Source organism: Arcobacter vandammei (assembly GCF_016106035.1).
Taxonomy (GTDB): Bacteria; Campylobacterota; Campylobacteria; order Campylobacterales; family Arcobacteraceae; genus Aliarcobacter; species Aliarcobacter vandammei.
The window spans coordinates 1-20,289 of sequence record NZ_JADKPZ010000025.1 but is presented as its reverse complement, the minus strand read 5'-3'; the positions used below and the strand labels follow the sequence as shown (position 1 = coordinate 20,289).

Annotated in this window: 19 protein-coding genes; 5 read left to right on the top strand and 14 right to left on the bottom strand. The window is 26.1% G+C overall.

The annotated features are described in order from the left end of the window. Positions 1-235 precede the first annotated feature (235 nt). From IQC44_RS10800 to IQC44_RS10765, 8 genes are all read right to left on the bottom strand, one after another. Complete coding sequence (locus tag IQC44_RS10800) at positions 236-835, bottom strand: DUF4116 domain-containing protein (RefSeq protein WP_050071974.1); 600 nt, start codon at positions 833-835, stop codon at positions 236-238. A gap of 12 nt (positions 836-847) precedes the next feature. Continuing rightward, positions 848-2,317 (bottom strand): DUF2779 domain-containing protein, encoded by a 1,470-nt coding sequence (locus tag IQC44_RS10795; RefSeq protein ID WP_198306372.1) that lies wholly within the window; start codon positions 2,315-2,317, stop codon positions 848-850. Beyond that, entirely contained in the window at positions 2,304-3,680 is a 1,377-nt protein-coding gene (locus IQC44_RS10790; RefSeq protein ID WP_198306371.1) for an McrC family protein, read from the bottom strand. Before IQC44_RS10790 ends, IQC44_RS10795 begins: the two co-directional genes overlap by 14 nt. Beyond that, a complete protein-coding gene (locus tag IQC44_RS10785) occupies positions 3,680-5,491 on the bottom strand; it encodes an McrB family protein (protein ID WP_198306370.1) in 1,812 nt (603 codons plus the stop codon). Before IQC44_RS10785 ends, IQC44_RS10790 begins: the two co-directional genes overlap by 1 nt. An 88-nt stretch (positions 5,492-5,579) precedes the next feature. Further along, positions 5,580-6,278, bottom strand: coding sequence for a DUF262 domain-containing protein (locus tag IQC44_RS10780; protein ID WP_198306369.1), 699 nt, complete (start codon positions 6,276-6,278; stop codon positions 5,580-5,582). A gap of 84 nt (positions 6,279-6,362) precedes the next feature. Continuing rightward, a complete protein-coding gene (locus IQC44_RS10775; RefSeq protein WP_198306368.1) occupies positions 6,363-6,956 on the bottom strand; it encodes a hypothetical protein in 594 nt (197 codons plus the stop codon). Positions 6,957-7,018: 62 nt separating this feature from the next. Then, a complete protein-coding gene (locus IQC44_RS10770) occupies positions 7,019-7,921 on the bottom strand; it encodes a hypothetical protein (protein ID WP_198306367.1) in 903 nt (300 codons plus the stop codon). Further along, a complete protein-coding gene (locus IQC44_RS10765) occupies positions 7,918-8,514 on the bottom strand; it encodes a hypothetical protein (RefSeq protein WP_198306366.1) in 597 nt (198 codons plus the stop codon). The genes IQC44_RS10770 and IQC44_RS10765 overlap by 4 nt, the downstream gene beginning before the upstream one ends. 101 nt (positions 8,515-8,615) lie before the next feature. On the opposite strand from IQC44_RS10765, the gene IQC44_RS10760 reads away from it, so the two are divergent. Beyond that, the gene (locus tag IQC44_RS10760) at positions 8,616-9,836 is read left to right on the top strand and encodes a hypothetical protein (protein WP_198306365.1); all 1,221 of its coding nucleotides are present in this window, start codon (positions 8,616-8,618) and stop codon (positions 9,834-9,836) included. A 146-nt stretch (positions 9,837-9,982) separates the two neighbouring features. On the opposite strand, the gene IQC44_RS10755 is transcribed toward IQC44_RS10760, so the two are convergent. Together IQC44_RS10755 and IQC44_RS10750 are read right to left on the bottom strand one after the other, a co-directional pair. After that, on the bottom strand, positions 9,983-10,543 hold the full coding sequence (locus tag IQC44_RS10755; RefSeq protein ID WP_198306364.1) for a recombinase family protein: 561 nt from the start codon (positions 10,541-10,543) through the stop codon (positions 9,983-9,985). Positions 10,544-11,038: 495 nt separating this feature from the next. Further along, positions 11,039-11,623: a DUF134 domain-containing protein gene (locus IQC44_RS10750; protein ID WP_198306363.1), complete on the bottom strand. Its 585-nt coding sequence runs from the start codon at positions 11,621-11,623 to the stop codon at positions 11,039-11,041. Between the two features lie 104 nt (positions 11,624-11,727). Here IQC44_RS10750 and IQC44_RS10745 point away from each other — a divergent pair, with 104 nt between their 5' ends. From IQC44_RS10745 to IQC44_RS10730, 4 genes are all read left to right on the top strand, one after another. Beyond that, positions 11,728-11,940 (top strand): DUF4492 domain-containing protein, encoded by a 213-nt coding sequence (locus IQC44_RS10745; protein WP_024774370.1) that lies wholly within the window; start codon positions 11,728-11,730, stop codon positions 11,938-11,940. An 11-nt stretch (positions 11,941-11,951) separates the two neighbouring features. Further along, a complete protein-coding gene (locus IQC44_RS10740) occupies positions 11,952-13,478 on the top strand; it encodes a cytochrome ubiquinol oxidase subunit I (protein ID WP_198306362.1) in 1,527 nt (508 codons plus the stop codon). Position 13,479: 1 nt separating this feature from the next. Then, on the top strand, positions 13,480-14,613 hold the full coding sequence (gene cydB, locus IQC44_RS10735; RefSeq protein WP_198306361.1) for a cytochrome d ubiquinol oxidase subunit II: 1,134 nt from the start codon (positions 13,480-13,482) through the stop codon (positions 14,611-14,613). A gap of 112 nt (positions 14,614-14,725) precedes the next feature. Then, positions 14,726-15,127: a NifB/NifX family molybdenum-iron cluster-binding protein gene (locus IQC44_RS10730; RefSeq protein ID WP_198306360.1), complete on the top strand. Its 402-nt coding sequence runs from the start codon at positions 14,726-14,728 to the stop codon at positions 15,125-15,127. Positions 15,128-15,300: 173 nt separating this feature from the next. On the opposite strand, the gene IQC44_RS10725 is transcribed toward IQC44_RS10730, so the two are convergent. From IQC44_RS10725 to IQC44_RS10710, 4 genes are all read right to left on the bottom strand, one after another. After that, positions 15,301-15,966: a M48 family metallopeptidase gene (locus IQC44_RS10725; protein ID WP_198306359.1), complete on the bottom strand. Its 666-nt coding sequence runs from the start codon at positions 15,964-15,966 to the stop codon at positions 15,301-15,303. Continuing rightward, positions 15,959-19,048, bottom strand: a complete 3,090-nt coding sequence (locus IQC44_RS10720) for a type I restriction endonuclease subunit R (protein WP_198306358.1) — start codon at positions 19,046-19,048, stop codon at positions 15,959-15,961. Before IQC44_RS10720 ends, IQC44_RS10725 begins: the two co-directional genes overlap by 8 nt. Positions 19,049-19,050: 2 nt before the next feature. Beyond that, the gene (locus IQC44_RS10715; protein WP_198306357.1) at positions 19,051-19,770 is read right to left on the bottom strand and encodes a Fic family protein; all 720 of its coding nucleotides are present in this window, start codon (positions 19,768-19,770) and stop codon (positions 19,051-19,053) included. Next, positions 19,767-20,289, bottom strand: a 523-nt coding sequence (locus IQC44_RS10710) for an ATP-binding protein (protein WP_198306356.1), incomplete at its 5' end; no start/stop codon positions are given. The genes IQC44_RS10710 and IQC44_RS10715, both read right to left, overlap by 4 nt.

The window sequence follows — 20,289 nt, the reverse complement described above, 5'->3', positions numbered from 1 at the left end:
AATAAATGATAATAATTATAGTTTAAAAAGTGAAAATGTAGCATAAAGTAACTGGTGTTTAAAGGAATAAAGATTTAGAAAAAATTGTCTTGACATTTTGGGGTATTATAACTTTAGTCCTTTTTATAAATATCTGCTATTATATTTTATGATAAATAAACAAAAGAAATATTTATATTGTAAATTTTATTCCCTGATAATACTAAAATTAAGACATCTTAGTATCCATATTAATCTATTCTTTTAAATCATCCATCTTGCTCTCTATGTCTTCCAGCCTAGAATTAATATCATTTAAATCATCTTCTTTATATACTAAGTTGCTTTCCAATTCATCAAGTCTTTCGTTTATATTATCAATGTAACCACCTAAATCTCCTAATTTTTTATTTTGAATTTTTAATTCCAAAATTTGCATTACCATTAATGCATCAGTTTGTGTCATATTGTATTTCTCTATAAATTCTTTAGAATCATTTATTATTTCAAGTTTCTGTTCATTCTCTAATCGTAGACGTTCTTCTTCTAATTTCTGTGTTTTCATATGATTTGATAAATAATTAATGGCATCACTTTTATTTTTTAATGCAGCATCAACAATTTTTTTATTATCTTTCAAATTATCAGATGCATATTTTATTGATACTCCATTATTTGAAACAGCAGCTAAAACAATATCAAAATCATCTTTTAATTCTTTAGAGCAACAGTCTAAAACAAGCCCATTTCTTTTTACTGCTGCCAAAGCTACTTCTTTATCATTATGATACGAAAACATATTTTTAAATGCATTACTATATTCACTAATTTTTTCTAATGCTTCTTCTTTTGTCATTTTATTTTTCCTTTATATAATTTCTTTTAATTTTTCAAAAATTCTAACCATTGCCAATGTATCCAAATGACAATAAGCTAATAAATCTTTTCTAATTTCATCTCTTTTTGATTTCTCTTTTAGTAAATAAAGATTTGCAAAAGTATCCATAGCATCTCCACCATTTTGAATTGAGCCTAATTTTTTATAGTTTAGTTCATCATTATTTGGAAACATTGCAGGAAGAACTGATTTTATAGAAAAACTTCCATTAAAATTTGGATGATAATATCCTCTTACTCTAAATGGGACTATTAAATCTACAAATCTATCAACTAAAGCTAAAAGTTCATCTTTTTTTTCAATATTATAATTAGCTAATTCTTTGATCCTAGTTATTTCAAATGCTTGATTATAAGCCATAATACTTCCATTTAAAGTAATATCTTTTAACATTTGATTTATTAAAGCATCTCTTGGGTCACTATTTTCATCACCTAAAAATTCTTTATGTTCTAATGTTCCATCTTCATGTAAAATATGAAGTGAATATTGAAAAGGTATTTGCATATATGGTCTTTGTTTATCAAATCTTGGAATTGCATTTTGGAATGTTTCAAAGTCAAAAAAGTTAATAGGATATTTAACCGTATCTATAAAATCTTTTATTATTGATTTATCTATATATGGTTCATTTGATTTAAAAGTTTCAACTTGAAGTTTTTGAGTAGTATTTAATGGAAAATCTAAAGGAATATCTTCATAATTTACTATTCCTTTATAATACATTTCAAATTTTTTAGAACTATTCATCCAATAAAGATTAAAAACTGATGGATATGAAATATGTTTCCAACAATGGCTTTCAAAATCACAAGAATATGGATTACTACAATGAGTTCCTATATCAATATTTGGCATATCATCTTTAAGCATTAAATCCATTTGCTCAATATTAAAAGGTATTTGATATTGTCTATTTTGTACTTCTTCTGTTATATCAACAATTGAAAAAAGATTCCTAATATCTAAACTACCATTTCTTTCATAGCTATTGTTTATATGAACTATATATACTTTATTTAATTTTATTGCATTACTCAAGCAGTACCATTGAACAGAAGCATCATTTAGATGATATTCTTTTACATTGGTACTTGCTTTTACTTCATAAATATCCCAACTATCTCCATTTTTTACAAGAATATCAGCCATTGCAAAAATACCATTTTCTTTAAATGTTGCTTCATATATCACTTCACAACCATTATTAATTAGCTCTTTTGTTTTAGTAATCATTCCATCAAAATTTGATGAATCAAATTCTATTTCAACACCATTTGGGAATAGTTGCTTTGCTAAATCTCCCACATCAAAACCTGTGTTAAATAATGATTCTTGAGCTTGATTTGGAGTATCTCTAAGTTCAGGTTTATTTTTATAAAGCCAAAGAGACTTGTGGCATTGAAGTCCTCTGATATATTGAGATTTAGATAGTGGCATTTATGATTCCTTTAATCTTTTTAATAAATACTTCTTCTAATTCTTTAACTTTTTCCATGGAAAAACCACAATTTTCACTATTAAACTGTTCAATGTTCAAATTAACAACACCTATTTGATGATTAGAGCTATTATTCAGTATTTTAATATTTTCTTCTGATTGTTCAATAGGAGATATAAATAATCCAACAATATTTTCATTTTTATTTCCATAATAGTATAAATAAGTTGCCATTTGATATAAATCATCTCTACTTACACTTTTATCTATACCTGCATATTTTCCTATTTTGTTATAGTGTTTATATTTAGCATCTAGAACAGCTACAACTCTATTATCTTTTTCTATTATAATATCTGGTCTAATCTCTCTACTTCCATCAGTAAAAAGACTAACGCCACCCTTTTCGTTTGGAGAATATATGGTATATTCAAGTAAATTTTTTTCCAATAGCTTTAAAAGATAATTTTCCCAAACTTCTGCAATATCTAAAAAATATGAAAAACTATCATTCTTAAAAGATTTATTACTAGATTTTGATTCATTTTTAATTATTAAACCACTTAGTTCCATTACTTTTTTGTAAGATATATTTAGCTTTGAATAACTAATATTTTTTATCATTTGTAAAGTTGGTTTTTGATTTTCAACTCCAAATGATTGTAGCATTTGTTCATATTCAGATATATCTTTTAAAAGATTAGCATAACCTTTTTTTTCAAGTAATTTATATGTATATCTAATGGTTTGATTTATAAGTGTATTCATAGTTAATTTTCTATAATCACAATAGAATTTACTTTTATCAAAAAGATTATGATGTAAATGTTTAGCTACATTTAATTGACCTTTATATGTTTCTAAATTCTTACTTTGTTTTTGATACTCTTTTGGAATTTGACTTTTTGTCAAAGCTTTTTCAAAAGTAGCTTTCCACATCAAAGTAATAAGCCAAAGAGAATCAGAGTTATTAATAGAACTACTTGAAAAACCTTTTGGAAGATAAATTCCATAAGCAAAAGAGATCAAATAATTAAATATTCCAACTCCAAATCTTGGGCTAATTCTTATATTTACAATTTTATTATTTATTACTGTGGAATAAAATCCCATATAGTGTGATGTAAAAAATGTAGCTTTTTTTATAATTTGAGTTTTACTAAAATTTTCTATTTCATCTATTTTATACCAAATAAATTTTTCATTCAATTTTTTATTGTTTCCACCCAATGAAAAAAAGTCTATTTGCATATCTATAATTTCTTGATTAAGTTTATCTACTGCATTACAATAATAAATATTACAATATTTCGATTCTTCTCCATCTATATATTGGCTATCTTTTAATTCTAAAGTATTCATTAGTTGTCTTTTAAAAACTCTTCTTTTAAACTTTTTAATTTGCTCATAACTTCATTATCTTCTATACTCATGCCCAAATACTCTTCAAGTAATGGTTCAAGATTATAAATCCAAAGTTTCTCTAGTTCAAAACTTGTAATATTTTGATTTTCAATAATTTCTTCATTTTCATTTTTTTCTAAAAAATCTCTTATTTTTAGAAAATAAGCTTGTCCAATCTGATAGTTTTCTCCTAAATCAAGATTAGTAACAATATTTTTATTTAATTTTTCACATTTGTCATAGTATTTACTTAATGATTCTTCGTCTATAACTTCACTAAGTACATCTTTTATAACTTCAAGTTTTGGCATAAGCTTAAAAAATCCAAATCTTCTTCTAAGAGCCAAATCAAAAGTAACTAAACTTTTATCTACATTATTCATAGTTCCTATAATATATACATTTGAAGGAATTGTGAATGGTGATTTAAAATGGGGCAAATTTATAGATTTTCCTCTATATTCAAGTGCGTATAACAATTCACCAAATACAGCTGATAGTTCTGCTCTATTTATTTCATCTATTATAAAAATAAATTTTTTATTCTTATTTTCATCCTTATTTGCAGTATCACAAAATTTTTTGAATATACCCTCTCTTAGTTCATAACTAACATTATTACCACGAAGTTTCGGTGAAATTCCTCCTATAAAATCTTGATAGGTATAATTTGGATGAAACTGCACAATCTCATAATAACCTTTTTCATTTCTATTCATATATCCTTTTGAAAAAAGATATTTCTCTTCAAAATTCTCACCTTCTTTTACTTCCAAAAGCTCTTTTACAACTTGTTCACTCTCATAAGTTTTACCTGTACCTGGAGGTCCCCAAAGTATTACTGCTTTATTTCCAGTAGTTAATAAATCTGATATATTTTTTATATCTGTTTCTTCTATACAAATTTTAGATATAAGTTTTGATAAATTCTCTAAATTTTCATGATTTTTTTCTACTTCTAAATTTACTAAAATTTTATTAGATATATTAGTCCATATAGTTTTAAATTCATCAAATTTCATATTAGTAATAATTTCAGGAGTATAATCCTGATTTAGTTCGTTTATAATATCTTTCCCAAATTCAGTATTCAAAAAGTTCCTAAATGCCATCAGACTAATAGGATAAATCACGTTACTTTTATTAGCCCACATCCAAAGAAATTTTGGAGGGAATCTACTTTCTAAAATAGCTTTTTGTTTTTGATATTCCATCGAAAAATCTTCGTCATCATTTTCTACTTTTAAAAGTTCATTGGGATAACGTAACACCATTTTTGCTTCTGACCAATCTAAGTGATTAACAAATTCTACAATATTAAAGAAATAATTATTATCAGCAAAATGAGAAGAAGGATGTCTTGATTGTCCTTGACTTGTTAGTGAAGCTTTAAAATCATCACTACTTTTACTACTATTTGAGATAATTCTATACTCATCTTTCATTTGATGATTTTTAAAATCAAATCCACCTAAAATCGAACCAATACTAATAATTATTTTATGATAAACATCATCTATTTCATAAAATTTATCTGCAATAGCTTTTACACCTTCAAATGCTTTATCTCTTGTTAAATAATCTTTTGCAGGACCAAATGGATTTTCTGATGGTTTAGGCTCAATATTTTTAATTAAATCTTCTTTTTTCAGATTTTTAATTTCATCAAATAGTTCTATTAAAATAGAAAATCTCATATTAATTTCACTATTTCTTATAAAATATTTGTTTTTATATAAACTTTTTAATTTATCTTTTGTTAAAGTCATTCCTATTCCTTCTAAACTTTTATATTGTTTAATTCTATCGAAAACTATCTTCTCAAATAATTTTTAAATTATCTTTAAAAATAAAATCTTATTTTTGTACAGGTTTGTTATAAAGTTTATTTAATGATTGATATATTTCTCCAAAAAGATTTTCTATGTTATTAAAATTCTCATTTTCTTCATTTAATTGTAATTTATAATAATAAAGAATGCTTTTTAATTTTTCAAGATTAGTAAGTCTTTTTCCTCTATCAGTTTGTGTTATAAATGTTGTAATTGCAACTTTTGGATCATTTACTACTGTAACTATAATTGAGAGATTTTTATTAATAAATTCTAAAATTTTAGTTTCCTCAAATGCTTCTACTTTATTTTTGAATAATTCTAAAGCTATTTTTAATCTTTTCTGACTTGCAGATGATGGAGATAATGGAAATTCAATTTCATTTTTTTTAATTAATTTCTGAAAAAAATCATTATCATTTTTTCCTATTTCTAGTTTAGGTAAACATTCATAATTCAAAGATTTCAATAATAAATACATACTGATAAATCTTTGTTGTCCATCTAATATCTTAAATGTATCGTCATTTACTCTTTGAAGATAAACTGTTCCTAATAAATACTCAGGATAATTTCTATTTAATGCATTTGATAAATCATCCAACAAATCATTTAATTGTTTTTCTTCCCAAGAAAATGGTCTTTGATATTCAGGTATTTCAAAACTATTTTCTTTTTTAAATATTTCTATAAATTTTTCTTTATTTACTTCAAATATACTCATATTTTTTCCCAAAATTTTATTTATTATAATATACATATATGTCAGAATACTTTATTTTTTATCAAATTAAAAATTATATCTAGTTTATTTACAAAATAACACATTCTTTATTTCCTCAAATTTCGCTATAAATTCATCTTTTAGATTCCCTAAAAAGAAATTATTTATCTCATTTATTGAAATATCAGTAAATCTATATTTGATATTTTCTTCTTTAAAAAAATCATCTTTAAAGTAGTTTGGGTTATAAATTTTTTTATCACATTTATAACCTCTTAGTTCTATTCTTTTATCTATAACTTTATTTTCATAATTTACAGATGGAATATGAATATATGGTTGAATATGATAAAAATCTTGATTTTCGAAAAGCTCAAAACTTATATTTTTTGCTTTAAAAAATTCATTATTTGAAAGTAAATTTAGGAAATCACTATTTTTACAAACTTTACAAGTATAACCACTATAAAAGTTATCTCTTCTTTTTGCTCTTTTTTTAGTTATTTCAACTGTTCCACAAACTGAACAATAATAATGTTTATAAATAAAATAAGCATTATAAAACTCTGCTTTTTCTTCATTTTCATTTGAATACACAGTTATAATCCAACTATTTCTTTTTTGAAACTCAGGTAAAAAAAGTTTTGGGAAAGTTTGAAAAAATATTCTTGTAGTCATAATTAAACTCCTTTTATAAAAAAGAAGTTTATTATTTTAACTAGACAAATTATTGTCTAGTTTTAAAGATTTTCATCATATTGAAGTCTTATATTAATATCAAAATAAACACCATCAATATCTAAAATTCTATCCCAAGATATATGATAATCATCATACAAACAATGTAGTAACCAACAATGCTTTTGTTCATTTAAAGCTTTTGAGTTGATTATTGATTTTGTTACATTATGATTTTCTTTATCATTGAGATTTATTTCGCTATTTTTATTAAAATGATGTTTTACATGCTCTATAATAGTAAGAAGTTCTACTCCATCATCTTTTCTATCTTTTGTAAAAAACATAAATTGAATCTCTAATTCATAATCATCTATATTGTTTTCTTTATTTTGAAGTTTTTTTAAAGCTGTTTGATTTTCTATTTTTGCAAGATTGTAAGCTTTTTCTTCAATAGTTTCTAAAAATTGATTTAATTTTTCTATTTGTTTTAATTTTTGCTTGGTAAATATAATTTTTTCAGTTTTAACAGGAAGTTGTCCTAATTTTATCTTTTCTATTATATAAACTACACAACCAACTAAAACTGCATTTAGTTCATCTCGAAAATTAAAAAATTTATTAAATAAAGGGTAAACATACGGTCTGTATTTACAAGATGAATCGAAATTTTGAATTGCAAAATATATTGCTTGAAGTTCACTAATATTTTCATCAAAATTTATATTCAACTTTTTTATCTCATTTTCAATTTTTACTATATTTTTTTTATCAATATCTTTTGAAAAAGAGATAACACAAGCTTTAATCTCATCTTCAAACAAAGATTCTAACTTTTGAATATCTGTAAATTCTTCAAAATAAACAACATTAATATTCTCTTTATAAAATGAAAATTCCAAAACTCTAAATAGCTCTTTTTTTACTTCTAAAACTAAGTATTTATTATTTTTATGCTCCTTCATTTTAATAAATCCTTTATCGTGTATTTTTTCAAGATATATTCCTCTAATTTTTGAAGTTCAGGTTTCAAATCTTCATTTATTTTGATTAATTCATTTTTTAGATTAACTCTTGATTCATAGGTTGATAAATCTATTGCTTTACGCTCATACACATCTATTTTTTTATGATGTTTAGGATTTAAATTTAAACAATCTATTTTAAGAGAACAACTATTAGGCTCTATAAATCCTACATTATATCCCTTTTCTACAAAAACTTCATATAACATAGAATGATAAATTTCAGCTATATCAAAATATGATAAAGAAGCTAGATTAATTAAATAATTTTTTACACATTCATTTAAACCTTTTAAATCTCTATTTAAAACCTCTCTCCATTTATCAACAGGTTCTCCACAAGATGAATTTTGTAAATAAGGTTCGGTAAAATCCAAAGATATATAATGATTTGTAACAAAATCTATATTTTTTATTAGTTTTTGAAAACTTCTATAAAAGTCATAAATTTTTTTTGGTTCATTTTGATTCTTCTTTTTTACTAAAACTTTTGGAAAAATTTCTTTTGTGATAAATAAAACATCTTTTAGCATTTTTTGTCCTTGTAAATTTATTTATAAAAGTATAAATAAATTTAGAGACATTTATTTGTCTTATATTCTAACTACTATAAAAAAATAAAAAAGGAGAAACCATGCAACTTGAAATAATATATGTAAATAAATCTACAATTTTTCCTGTGGATTATAAAATGAAAGAAGAGATAAATAAAATCATAGATCACTCTTTAATTCATAATGAACAGAATAAGTTAAATCAACTCAACATCTTTTTTGTTAGTGAACTTGAACTTTATAATGACATAATAAAAAGAGATAAGCGTACTTATAAAATTGATGATTTATCCCTTTTTGATACTGAGTTTTTAGGTGTATATATAGAAAAAAGTGATGAATTAAATGGTCAAATTTTGATTAAGATATGTCCTGAGAGAATATTACATTCCACATTTGCACTTAAAGAAAAATGGAACTTAGAAGAATCAAATCTTGAAATTTATAAAACACTATTAGGTCATGTTATTTTAAAACAATTAGGGCATTATACATTAACACAATCTGATTTTAATGAATATCCTTTTGCATTAATGATTCTAAAAAATTTAGATAGCTATAATGCTAGTTGTTTAAGTATGCTATATAATGCATATTATAGTGATATAAATCATATTTACTATAAAAATTATGAAATTGAGTATAGTTTAGTAAATAGATTTTCATTAGAACACAACTGGTCACAAAAAGAGAAAGATATAATTTGGAAATTTATAGAATCACAATATGATGGGAAATCTTCTATACTTTCATGGAGAGAAACTTCTGATTTTAAAGATACTTTTGAATCTTGGAAAAGAGTAAAAAACAATACTTCTTTAAAAGAGTATTTAACAATTTTTGATACAAATGACAAAATTTTTGATTCTATTATTGAAAAATTTAGAAACAATGAAAATATCAACTCTTGCGATTTTGAAGTAATTTATATAGAGCATATGGAAAGTGTTTTAAACTCAACAGAACTTTATGGTTTAAACCCAGATTTAGTAACAAGTTTTGATAGAATATATCAAACATTAATAAAATATTTTTCTACAAACAATAACTCAAAAAAAGTTTTAAAATATTGTGAACAATACCTAACTAAAATAAAACCAACTCAATATACTGCTTATGTAAAAACTTATGTAACTATGGCTGATGCTATTAAAAATGATAATCCAAAAAAATCAAAAGAGTATTTAAATCTTGCATTATCTTATGCTAAAGATACTTTTCCCGAATTCAAAAAAGCTTATGAAGAAATTATTCAAAAGAAATTAAAAGAGTTTGATGAATTAGATACAAAAAGTCTTTAAAGACTTTTTAGATTTGAAATAGTCTAATATTTAATAATTCTAGCTGTTCATCTAAACAACTAGTTTTTAATCGCCTAGATGCTCAACATACAGGAATAAGTAAGATAAGCCTACATATAAACTTATACTATATAAAATTTAATTTTCTAAACACTCACCCTATTCAAACTATCAATTAATGTACTTCTTTTTACTCCAAAAGTTCTACATATACTTGCTTTGCTCATTCCATCATTTAAAGCTTTTTTAATAGCTATCATTTTTTCTTCACTAATAGCTCTAGGACGTCCACCTCTTATTCCTCTATTCTTAGCAGCTTCAAGTCCAGCTTTTACTCTTTCTTGAATTAAACTTCTTTCAAATTGAGCTAAAGCTCCAAATATATGAAAAAATAGTTCACCAGAAGCTGTTGTTGTATCCATACCTTCAGTAATAGATACAAAAGATATATTTTTATTTTTTAAATCTGTTATTACAGATATTAAGTGAGCTAAACTTCTTCCAAGTCTATCTAGTTTCCATACAACTAAAGTATCACCTTCTTTTAAAAATTCTAATGCTTTATCTAAACCAACTCTTTTATCTTTTGAACCAGATGTTTTATCAGAAAATATATTTCTTTCATCTACACCATATTTTAATAAAGCATCTTTTTGTAAAGAAAGATTCTGATCATCAGTTGAAACTCTAATATAACCTACATACATACGAAAAACCTCTCTTATATAGTTTTCGTATTATATCACAATCCGATAGTATTTATCGTATAAAAAATAGCTATTTTTTAGAATGTTTTTAGAAAGAAAAGAAAAGTGTCGGAAAACAAGTGTTTTACGATGTATTTTAAATGTAACTTTTATATTATTTTGAAAATAACATTTATTGAAAATTATAAAAAATTCATTAAGTTAAAATTGAAGTAATTATTAATAGTTTTAGCTTTTATGAATTTTCTTATTAAAAAATAAATTCTGAACATTTTTATTTGTTTCGTATTTTAAATTCATAATAAGCAAAAAGTATAACAACCAAAGCTATTGTATAAAAGTATATTGTTCGCAAGGAAATAAAATCAAAATTGATGAAGTATTATTAAAATATGCAGATGGGGGAATTACCTATTTTAAATAAATTAAGTTTTTTATATCAGAAGGTATGATTTTAAAGAAGTAGATTTTTTCTACTTCTTTTGAATTAAAAAACTAAACTAAATTTATCAAATCCTCTTTTTTATCAATTTGTTTCTCAATAGCTTGTATCCCTTTTGCAAAGAGTGAATTTTTTAATCCCTCCCCTATTCTTGTAGATAAAAATATATTTACTTTATATTTCATTAATATTTGTGGTAAAACAATAGCAGGTTTTAATTTTTTGGAAAAGACTTCATTCTCAAAACTATCCAATAATTTAATTTCATTATTTTGGATTTTATAAATCAATACATATTTATCAGTTGCTAAAATTGATTCAAAATTTTCTAAACTTGAAGAACATAAAGCTACAATATAACCTAAATTGTCATCTTGAATAGAAATCTTATTTCCATAAACTAAAGCTCTTGTTAATTTTTGTCTAGCATTTTTTAGAATTCTTGTAAAAGTTGGTCTTGAAACTTCCATACTAATAGCTGCTTCTTTTTGATATAAATTTAAAACATCCATTAAATAAATAGCTTCCATCTCTTCATCTAACAACACAGTAACACCAGTAAATGGTTTATTTTCTGGTATAAAATCTTTAAATGCCGGTTTATATATTAAATTTCTTTTATTTTTATCTCTACCCATTTTTATCCTTGTTTGAAATAATATCATAATTTTCTTGATTTTTTATTGACATATGTTCATAAAAGTGTTATCATTTTGAACATATGTCAACAAAAGGAGATTTTATGTTGAATATTAAAAATATTTACTCTTTTTATCTTAACGGTTTTAAAAATATGACTATTGGAAAAACATTATGGAAAATCATATTAATAAAATTATTAGTTATATTAGTTTTTCTTAACTATTTTATCCATGATAAATCTATCAAAACTGAATATAAGACATATGAAGAGAAAGTTGATTTTGTATATAAAAATCTAACAAAAGAAAATTAAAAGGAAGAGAAATGGAAGAGCATTTAGTTGATTGGTCCAGAGCTCAGTTTGCACTAACAGCAATGTATCATTGGATTTTTGTTCCATTAACTTTGGGACTTGGATTCATTGTTGCTATTATGGAAACTATTTATGTAAAAACAAATGATGAGTTTTGGAAAAAAACTACAAAATTTTGGATGGGTTTATTTGCAATAAACTTTGCAATAGGAGTTGCAACTGGAATAATAATGGAGTTTGAATTTGGTACAAACTGGGCAAATTACTCTTGGTTTGTTGGAGATATTTTTGGAGCTCCACTTGCAGTTGAGGGAATTTTAGCCTTTTTTATGGAAAGTACCTTTTTTGCTGTTATGTTTTTTGGTTGGAATAAAGTTAGTAAAGGTTTTCATTTATTATCAACTTGGTTGGTTGCAGTTGGTTCAAATCTATCTGCTTTATGGATTTTAGTTGCAAATGGGTGGATGCAATATCCAGTTGGAATGACTTTTAATCCAGATACAATTAGAAATGAAATGAATAATTTTTGGGATGTTTTACTCTCTCCCGTTGCTATTAGTAAATTTTTACACACTATTGGAAGTGGTTATGTTTTAGCTTCACTTTTTGTAGTTGGAGTTAGTGCTTGGTATTTATTGAAAAAAAGAGATATTTTATTTGCCAAAAAATCTATGATTATTGGGGCTACATTTGGACTTATAACTTCAATATTTTTGATTTTAAGTGGAGATGAATCAGCTCATCAAGTTGCCCTTAAACAACCTATGAAACTAGCAGCCATGGAAGGTCTTTATGAGGGTGAAAAAGATGCTGGAATTGTTGCAATCGGAATTTTAAATCCTAATAAAACTTTAGAAAACGATGAAGAAACATTCTTATTTGAATTTACAGTTCCGTATGCTTTGTCATTTTTGGGTTATCACGATATAAATGCTTATGTCCCTGGAATAAAGGATTTAGTTTATGGAAATAAAGAGCAAGGAATTATAAGTACAGAAGAAAAAATGCAAAAAGGTAAAATTGCCATTGAAGCTTTGGAATCTTATAAAGAGGCAAAAAAAGCTAAAGATGAAGAAAAAATGAATAAAGCAAAAGTAATTTTAGATGAAAATATGAAATATTTTGGTTATGGACACATAAAAAATGCAGAAGATGTTATTCCTCCTGTTGCACTTAGTTTTTATTCATTTCATATTATGGTAGGACTTGGAACTTGGTTTACAATACTGTTTGCTTTAGTTTTATTTTTATTAACAAAAAAAGAGATTCTAAACTATCCAATTGTTTTAAAATCAGCACTTTTTAGTATTCCTTTAGGATATATTGCAAGTGAAGCTGGATGGGTAGTTGCTGAAGTAGGAAGACAACCTTGGGCTATTCAAGACTTAATGCCTGTTGGAATTGCAGCTACAAAAATAGCAACAACAAATGTAATGATTAGCTTTTTTATCTTTGCCATACTTTTTACTGTTTTATTAATAGCAGAAATAAAAATTATGACAAAACAGATAAAAATTGGTCCAAATGGAGGTCACTAATATGGGATTTGAAAACTTAGAACTTATAACACTTCAACAATATTGGTGGATAATAATATCTTTATTAGGTGGACTTTTTGTATTTATTATGTTTGTTCAAGGTGGGCAAACTTTAATAGATAAATTAAGTGAAAATGAGACTGAAAAAACTATGCTAATAAATAGTATAGGAAGAAAATGGGAATTAGGTTTTACAACTTTAGTTTTATTTGGTGGTGCTTTATTTGCAGCCTTTCCACTATTTTATGCTACAAGTTTTGGTGGTGCTTATTGGGTTTGGTTAAGCATTCTATTTTGTTTTATTATTCAAGCTGTTTCTTATGAATATAGAACTAAACCAAACAATTTTTTAGGACAAAAAACTTATGAAATGTTTTTAAAAATAAATGGAAATATAGGAACATTTTTATTAGGAGTTGCAATTAGTACTTTTTTTAGTGGAAGCGAATTTATAGTTGATTCAAACAACTTTGTAGATTGGCAAAACTCTTTAAGAGGACTTGAAGCACTTCTTAATCCATATAACTATTTATTAGGGTTTGCACTTGTATTTTTGGCAAAGATTAGTGGAGCTTTATATTTTATAAATAATATAGATTATGAAAAAATAAGAATCAAAGCAGTTAATTCAATCAAAATAAATATGATTTTCTTTTTATTTTTCTTTTTAGGATTTATGTTATGGATTCTTATAAAAGATGGATATGCAGTTGAAAAGAGTGGTTTAATTGTTATTGAAAGATTTAAATATCTTCAAAACTTTATTGATATGCCAATTGTTTTAAGTATGTTCTTAATTGGTGTCTTGATGGTTATTATAGCTGTATTTGTAACTATTACATTTAAAAAAACTTGTTGCATTAAAACGGGTGGAGTGGGAATTGTATTAACTGTAATGGCGATTTTATTAAATGTGGGATTAAACAATACAGCTTACTATCCTTCAACTACTGATTTACAAAGCAGTTTAACAATTATGAATAGTTCAGGAAGTCACTATACTCTTATGGTTATGAGTTATGTTTCGTTGATGGTTCCCTTCGTACTAGCATATATAACTTATGCTTGGTATAGTATGGATAGAGTAAAAATTACAAAAGAAGAGATTGAATCTAAAGATTCACATAATTATTAGAAAGGTTAGAAAAAATGGAATATTTAAGTGAATTAATTTGGTTAAGTTTATGGCCCGTGGTTATATATCTTGGATATAAAATTTCAATTAAAAATGCAACAAAGGAGATAAAATGATTGCAATACCAGTAAAAACGAATAAAGAAAATACAGCAGTATCAACACTTTTTGGAAAAGCAAAATATTTTGCTTTTATAGAAAATAACAAAATTGAAATATTAAAAAATGAACAAATAGGTGGAAAAGCTGTTGCAAATTGGTTAAAAAGTAAAAATGTAGAGGTATTGATTACTTCACACTTAGGAGAAAAACCTTTTGAAACCCTATTAAACAAAGGATTAAAAGTATATTTTGCAGGTGAAGAAAGAATAGAATTAAAAGATGTAATTATAAAATATGCAGATGGAGATTTAACTCTATTAACTAATGAAAATTTTCATACTTTTTTAAAAGAGGATAATCATCATTCTAAAAATTGTTCAAAAACAAATCAAAAACCAGAGAATAAACGGTAGTGTTCAAAATTCTGTGTCATCATCAGATAAGTCCTAAAATTCTATCATAAATTTAAACTATCATCAAGCCGTCCTTCAAAGTGGATGGCTAGTTGAGACAGAGTTAAAATTCATTTGATATTTTCAATAAATCTTTGTCAATTATAAACATTTTTATATATTCAAATATTTTTTCAGTTGCTTGTTTTCTCAAGAATATGCTTTCGCTTTTCCCAATCACTCATGTATAGTGATAAATAATTATAAAATTCTTTAGAATGATTTGGATAGATCAAATGAACCAGTTCGTGGAAAACTACATATTCTATACAAATCTTTGGCTTTTTTATAAGTTCAATGTTAAGATTTATATATGATTTATGTGGGTTACAGCTTCCCCATCTTGTTTTCATTTGTCTTATTTTTATATCTTTTATCTCTTGTTTAACAATTTTATTAAACTCTTGTAAAATATTGAAAAAATGAAGTAATGCTTTTTCATAATACCACTCGTAAACCAAATTTTGTTTTCGTTTTAAATCATTTTTATTTTTAACATAGATTTCTAAATAGCCTCTTTGAAGCTTAACAGCCTCTTTTTTTGATTCAATTACTTTCAGCCTGTAACTTCGACCTAGATATTTGAAATCTTCGCCACTCACATACTCTTTTTCACTTGTTTCAAATGACGCAAAAAATTCTTTCTTTTTTTCAATCCACTTGGCTCTTTTTTTGATTATAAATTTTATATGTTCATCGCTAGTCATTTTTGGAGCAGTTAAAATTACTTCTCCAGATGGTTTTACTTTTAAAGTAATATTTTTTACATCTTTTTTAGTAATTTGGATGTTTTCAACCATAAAAACTTATACCTATACCTCTAATAGTTTGATAAATTTTTTCTTTGTTTTCGATTGATATATCATATTCGTCCTCTATATCCCAAAGAACATCTTCCATTGCACTTGTTATTTCATTTTCAACATCTTTATTTTTATGCCATTCAGGTTTTTTAGAAGCTCCTAAATAAATCTCATCAAATTTAAAAGTTAAATTTTTAACAATTAGTTCAAAATCAACAACTTCTAAGTTGCCCAAAATATCACTCAAGTTATCATAAATGGCAATTAAAGTTTTTTTATTTTCAAACTCTTTTGGGTATTTATCCTCATTTGGTTTTGACATACCTGTTATTAGGTCTTTTAATTGTTTTGCTTTTGCCAATTTTTCCTCTTCACTGAGTCTTTTAGCTTTATATTCATTAATTACATCTTCTATTTGTTGGGCAATTGACTTATAAAATGCTGGGTTTGATTCCATTTTTTCTTTTACTACCGCACTTACGGCACTCAAAATTGTGTCAGCTTTTGCACTTTTACCCTCAACTCTTTGAACCTCTTCTTCAAACTCTGTTTCAAATATATTTACAAGCCTTGTAAGCTCATTTACCTCTTTGGCACTTACAAAAGTATCAAGTAGCTTTTGCATCTGTTCTTCATATTTTCCAAAGTCACAAGTTTCATGGTATCGTAGCTGCACTACTTTTCTGAGTTCATTGTAAAATTTGATTTTTTTCTTATAAAGCTTTATTTCATTTTCACTCAAAATATCATCAATTTTTTCACTCGAAAGTGCCAATTTAAAAGCACGAGAAAAATGAGATAACCACTCTTTAAAATCATCTCTTTTAGCAATATCTGCTAAAACAACTACATAACTTTCTAAATCATCTTTGAATTTAACATCACTAAAAAGATCTTCTAAATGGGTGTAATAAGTTCTAGCTTTTGCTATTTCAGTTCTTACATCTACTACAGCTCCCGTCAAATCCTCTGGATCAAAACCATCAAGTGAAGCATAGTTTGTTAAAGCTTGATCAAGTTCTCCTAGAAGACCTCTATAATCCACAATATACCCATAATCTTTTCCATCATAAAGTCTATTTACCCTTGCAATTGCTTGTAAAAGGTTATGTTCTTTTAATTGTTTATCTATATAAAGTGTACTTGCTCTTGGTGCATCAAAACCAGTTAAAAGCTTATCTACAACAATAAGCAAATCTATCTCACACCCGTGTATAAACTCATTTTTGACATATTTTAGATATTCTTCTTCACTTCCATAGTTCTTAATAGTCTCTTGCCACGCTTTTGCAACATACTCTTTATTTCCACCATCTAGTTCTTCATGTTCATTGCTTGAAATTACATAAGCAGTTCGTATATCTCCATACTCTTCAAAAATCTCATGATATTTTATAGCCTCGTACTTGCTACTTGTTGCAAACATCGCTTTAAATCCACTATTTGCCATTTTTAGAGTTTTTTTGAAGTGTTCATTGATGTCTAATGCTATAAGCTCAAGTCTTTGCTCACTTGATGCAACTTTTTGAAATCTTGCCCATTTGTGTTGCAAGTCTCTTTTTGCATCATCACTTAACTCTCGTGAAATCATATTAAATTTTCGCACCAATCCATCTGGGCTAAGTACCTCTTGATCTACCAGTCTTCCCTCATAAAGTAGCGGTAAAACAGCCCCATCTTTTACAGCATCATCTATTGTATATCTATGTATTTCACCACCAAACTTTAAAAAACTGTTTTTATTTTTCTCTTTTTTAAGAAGTGGTGTTCCTGTAAATCCTAGATAACAAGCAAGAGGTAGAGCTTTTTTCATGGCATTGTGCAAATCTCCACCTTGAGTACGGTGAGACTCATCTACTAGCACGAATACATTGTTATCATTGATAACAGTTTTTGAGTTTCTTACCTTTTCAAACTTATGTACAAGTGTTGTAATCACACTTATACCACTTTGAAGTTTCTCTATTAAATCACTTCCACTACTTGCTCTTCCTGCTTTTATATCTGTATTTTCAAAAGTTTTATGAATTTGTTCATCTAAATCAACTCTATCTGTTACAACTATTATTTTTGCATTAGTGTAAGTTAATTTTAGAAGTTTTGTAAGCATCACCATTGTTAGTGATTTACCACTTCCTTGAGTATGCCAAATAAGTCCGCCTGCTCTTATACCATCTGTTATCTTTTCTACCCTTTTAAGCGTTTTTTCTATCCCAAAAAACTGTTGATAACGGCAAACTTTTTTTGTTTTATGATCAAATAGAATATAGTGTCTTATCAGTCTTAAAAGCCTTTCTTTTGATAAAAGTGCAAAAAGTGTAAGGTCAAGACTGCTTATTTCTCTATCTTGTACCATAGTTTTTAAAGTCTCTTTTACCTTTTGGTTCTCTTCTTCTTTCCATAAACTATAAAACTTTAAAGGTGTTCCCATAGTTCCATATCTAGCTTCATTACTATTTGCTGCAATAGTTAGTTGGATATACTTAAATAGATGAGGAATTTCATCTTTCTTTTGCTCTTTTTCAAGTTGTTTGATACCATTTTCATAGTTTACACTTGATTTTTTTAGCTCAATCACCACTAATGGAATACCATTTACAAACACAATCAAATCAGGTCTTCTTGTCTTTGTAATTTCGTTTTGGTTGGCACGATCTACTATGAACTCTTCTGTTACAAAAAAGTGGTTATTTTCAATATTTTCAAAGTCGATATATTTAAAAGAGAAACTTTTTTTAGTACCATCATCAAGATTCTCTTCATAGCTAGTACCTAAAAGCAGATGATTAGTAATTTTTTCATTTGCTACAATTAATCCCTCGTTTAAAGATACATCTAAGTCTTCTACTGCTTTAGATATATTATTAGCACTAAATTTATAGTTTTGTCCTTTATACTCATAGCTATTTAAAGCATAAAGTCTCTCTATAAGTATCTTTTTTAAAAGTACGGCAGATGTTTTGTTTTCTCTGAAAATAAGATTATCTTCTTTGCTTATAAACTTATATCCAAAATCTTTATGGCTCAAAAGATCGATACAGTTTTGTTGTATTACTTGCTCTAATGTTATATTTTCCATATTTAAGCCACCAAGTGAGTATTTTGCTTGATATAGTAATTTACTAAATACTCTATCGCTTTTTCGATGTCATTATTGTCATAAAACTCAATCATCACCTTGTTAAACTCCAATTTATCTTTTGCTTTTATATTCAAAATAGGATAACCACTATCTAAAAGTATTCCATTCATCATAAGTCTTGATGTTCGTTTATTACCATCAAAGAAAAATTGACTTTTAGCACCAAATAAAAAGTATGTTATAGCTTTAATTATTGGGTGAACTATTTGATTTATCTCTTTTACACCCTCATCAAAAATAGAATTTAACTCATCGGCTTTTGGTGGTAAATAATCTGTTCCACCTATATTTACTCCACTTGTTCTAAACTCTCCCCAAGTTATAGCTTCTTCTTCTGCCACTTTGCCATGAAGCTTTAAAAGTGTATATCTATCTATACAAAATTCACCCTTTTCTATCAGCTCAAAGAGTAGATTTACACTTCTGTTTTGATTAAGGATCTGTTGCTCATCGCTTAGTTTGTGTCCACCTACTGTAATCCCTTCCAAAAGTGTCTGCACCTCTGGAAAAGTCATAGCATTTCCTTCTAGTGCAGAAGTATTATAGATGAAATCTATCTTGTCTTTTTTCGCTAAGCTAAACGATAAATTTTTATTTGGTACAAAAATACTTAGATTTGTTGTACTTATGTTGTTGATAATTTCGCTATTTATTTTCATTGTTTTACCTCCCAATGTCCGCCTTTAGCACCGCCTATTCGCTGGATAAAATTTTTATCTTTTAGTGTTTTAATATGTTTTTCTATTGCTGTTGTGCTGATTCCAAGTTCAACTGCAAGTGCTGTAATTGCAATTTTTGGGTTATTTTGCATAAGCTTTATGATGTTTTGTTGTGTTTCACCCAACTTTTCACCCAACTTTTCACCCAACCCATTAGGTGAACTTTTATCAGTACTAAAATAAAACTCAACCCATAAACCATTTTCCCATTTAAATTGTGGAGTTATACCATTAAACTTTTGTGATTCTTCTATAATTTTTTCTATCCCTCTTCCCCAAGACTCAATATATCCAGCTAGGAAAAATGGATATGCAATAAGAGGATTATGTGGTTCAGATGTATGTTTCCGTAAAAGTGTATCTATAGTCCAGTTTTGTGGTAAATCTCCTGCATTCCACATAAGAAGTTTATCATCATAAACACTTATTTGTATACTATTTTGTGAACTATAATCTTTA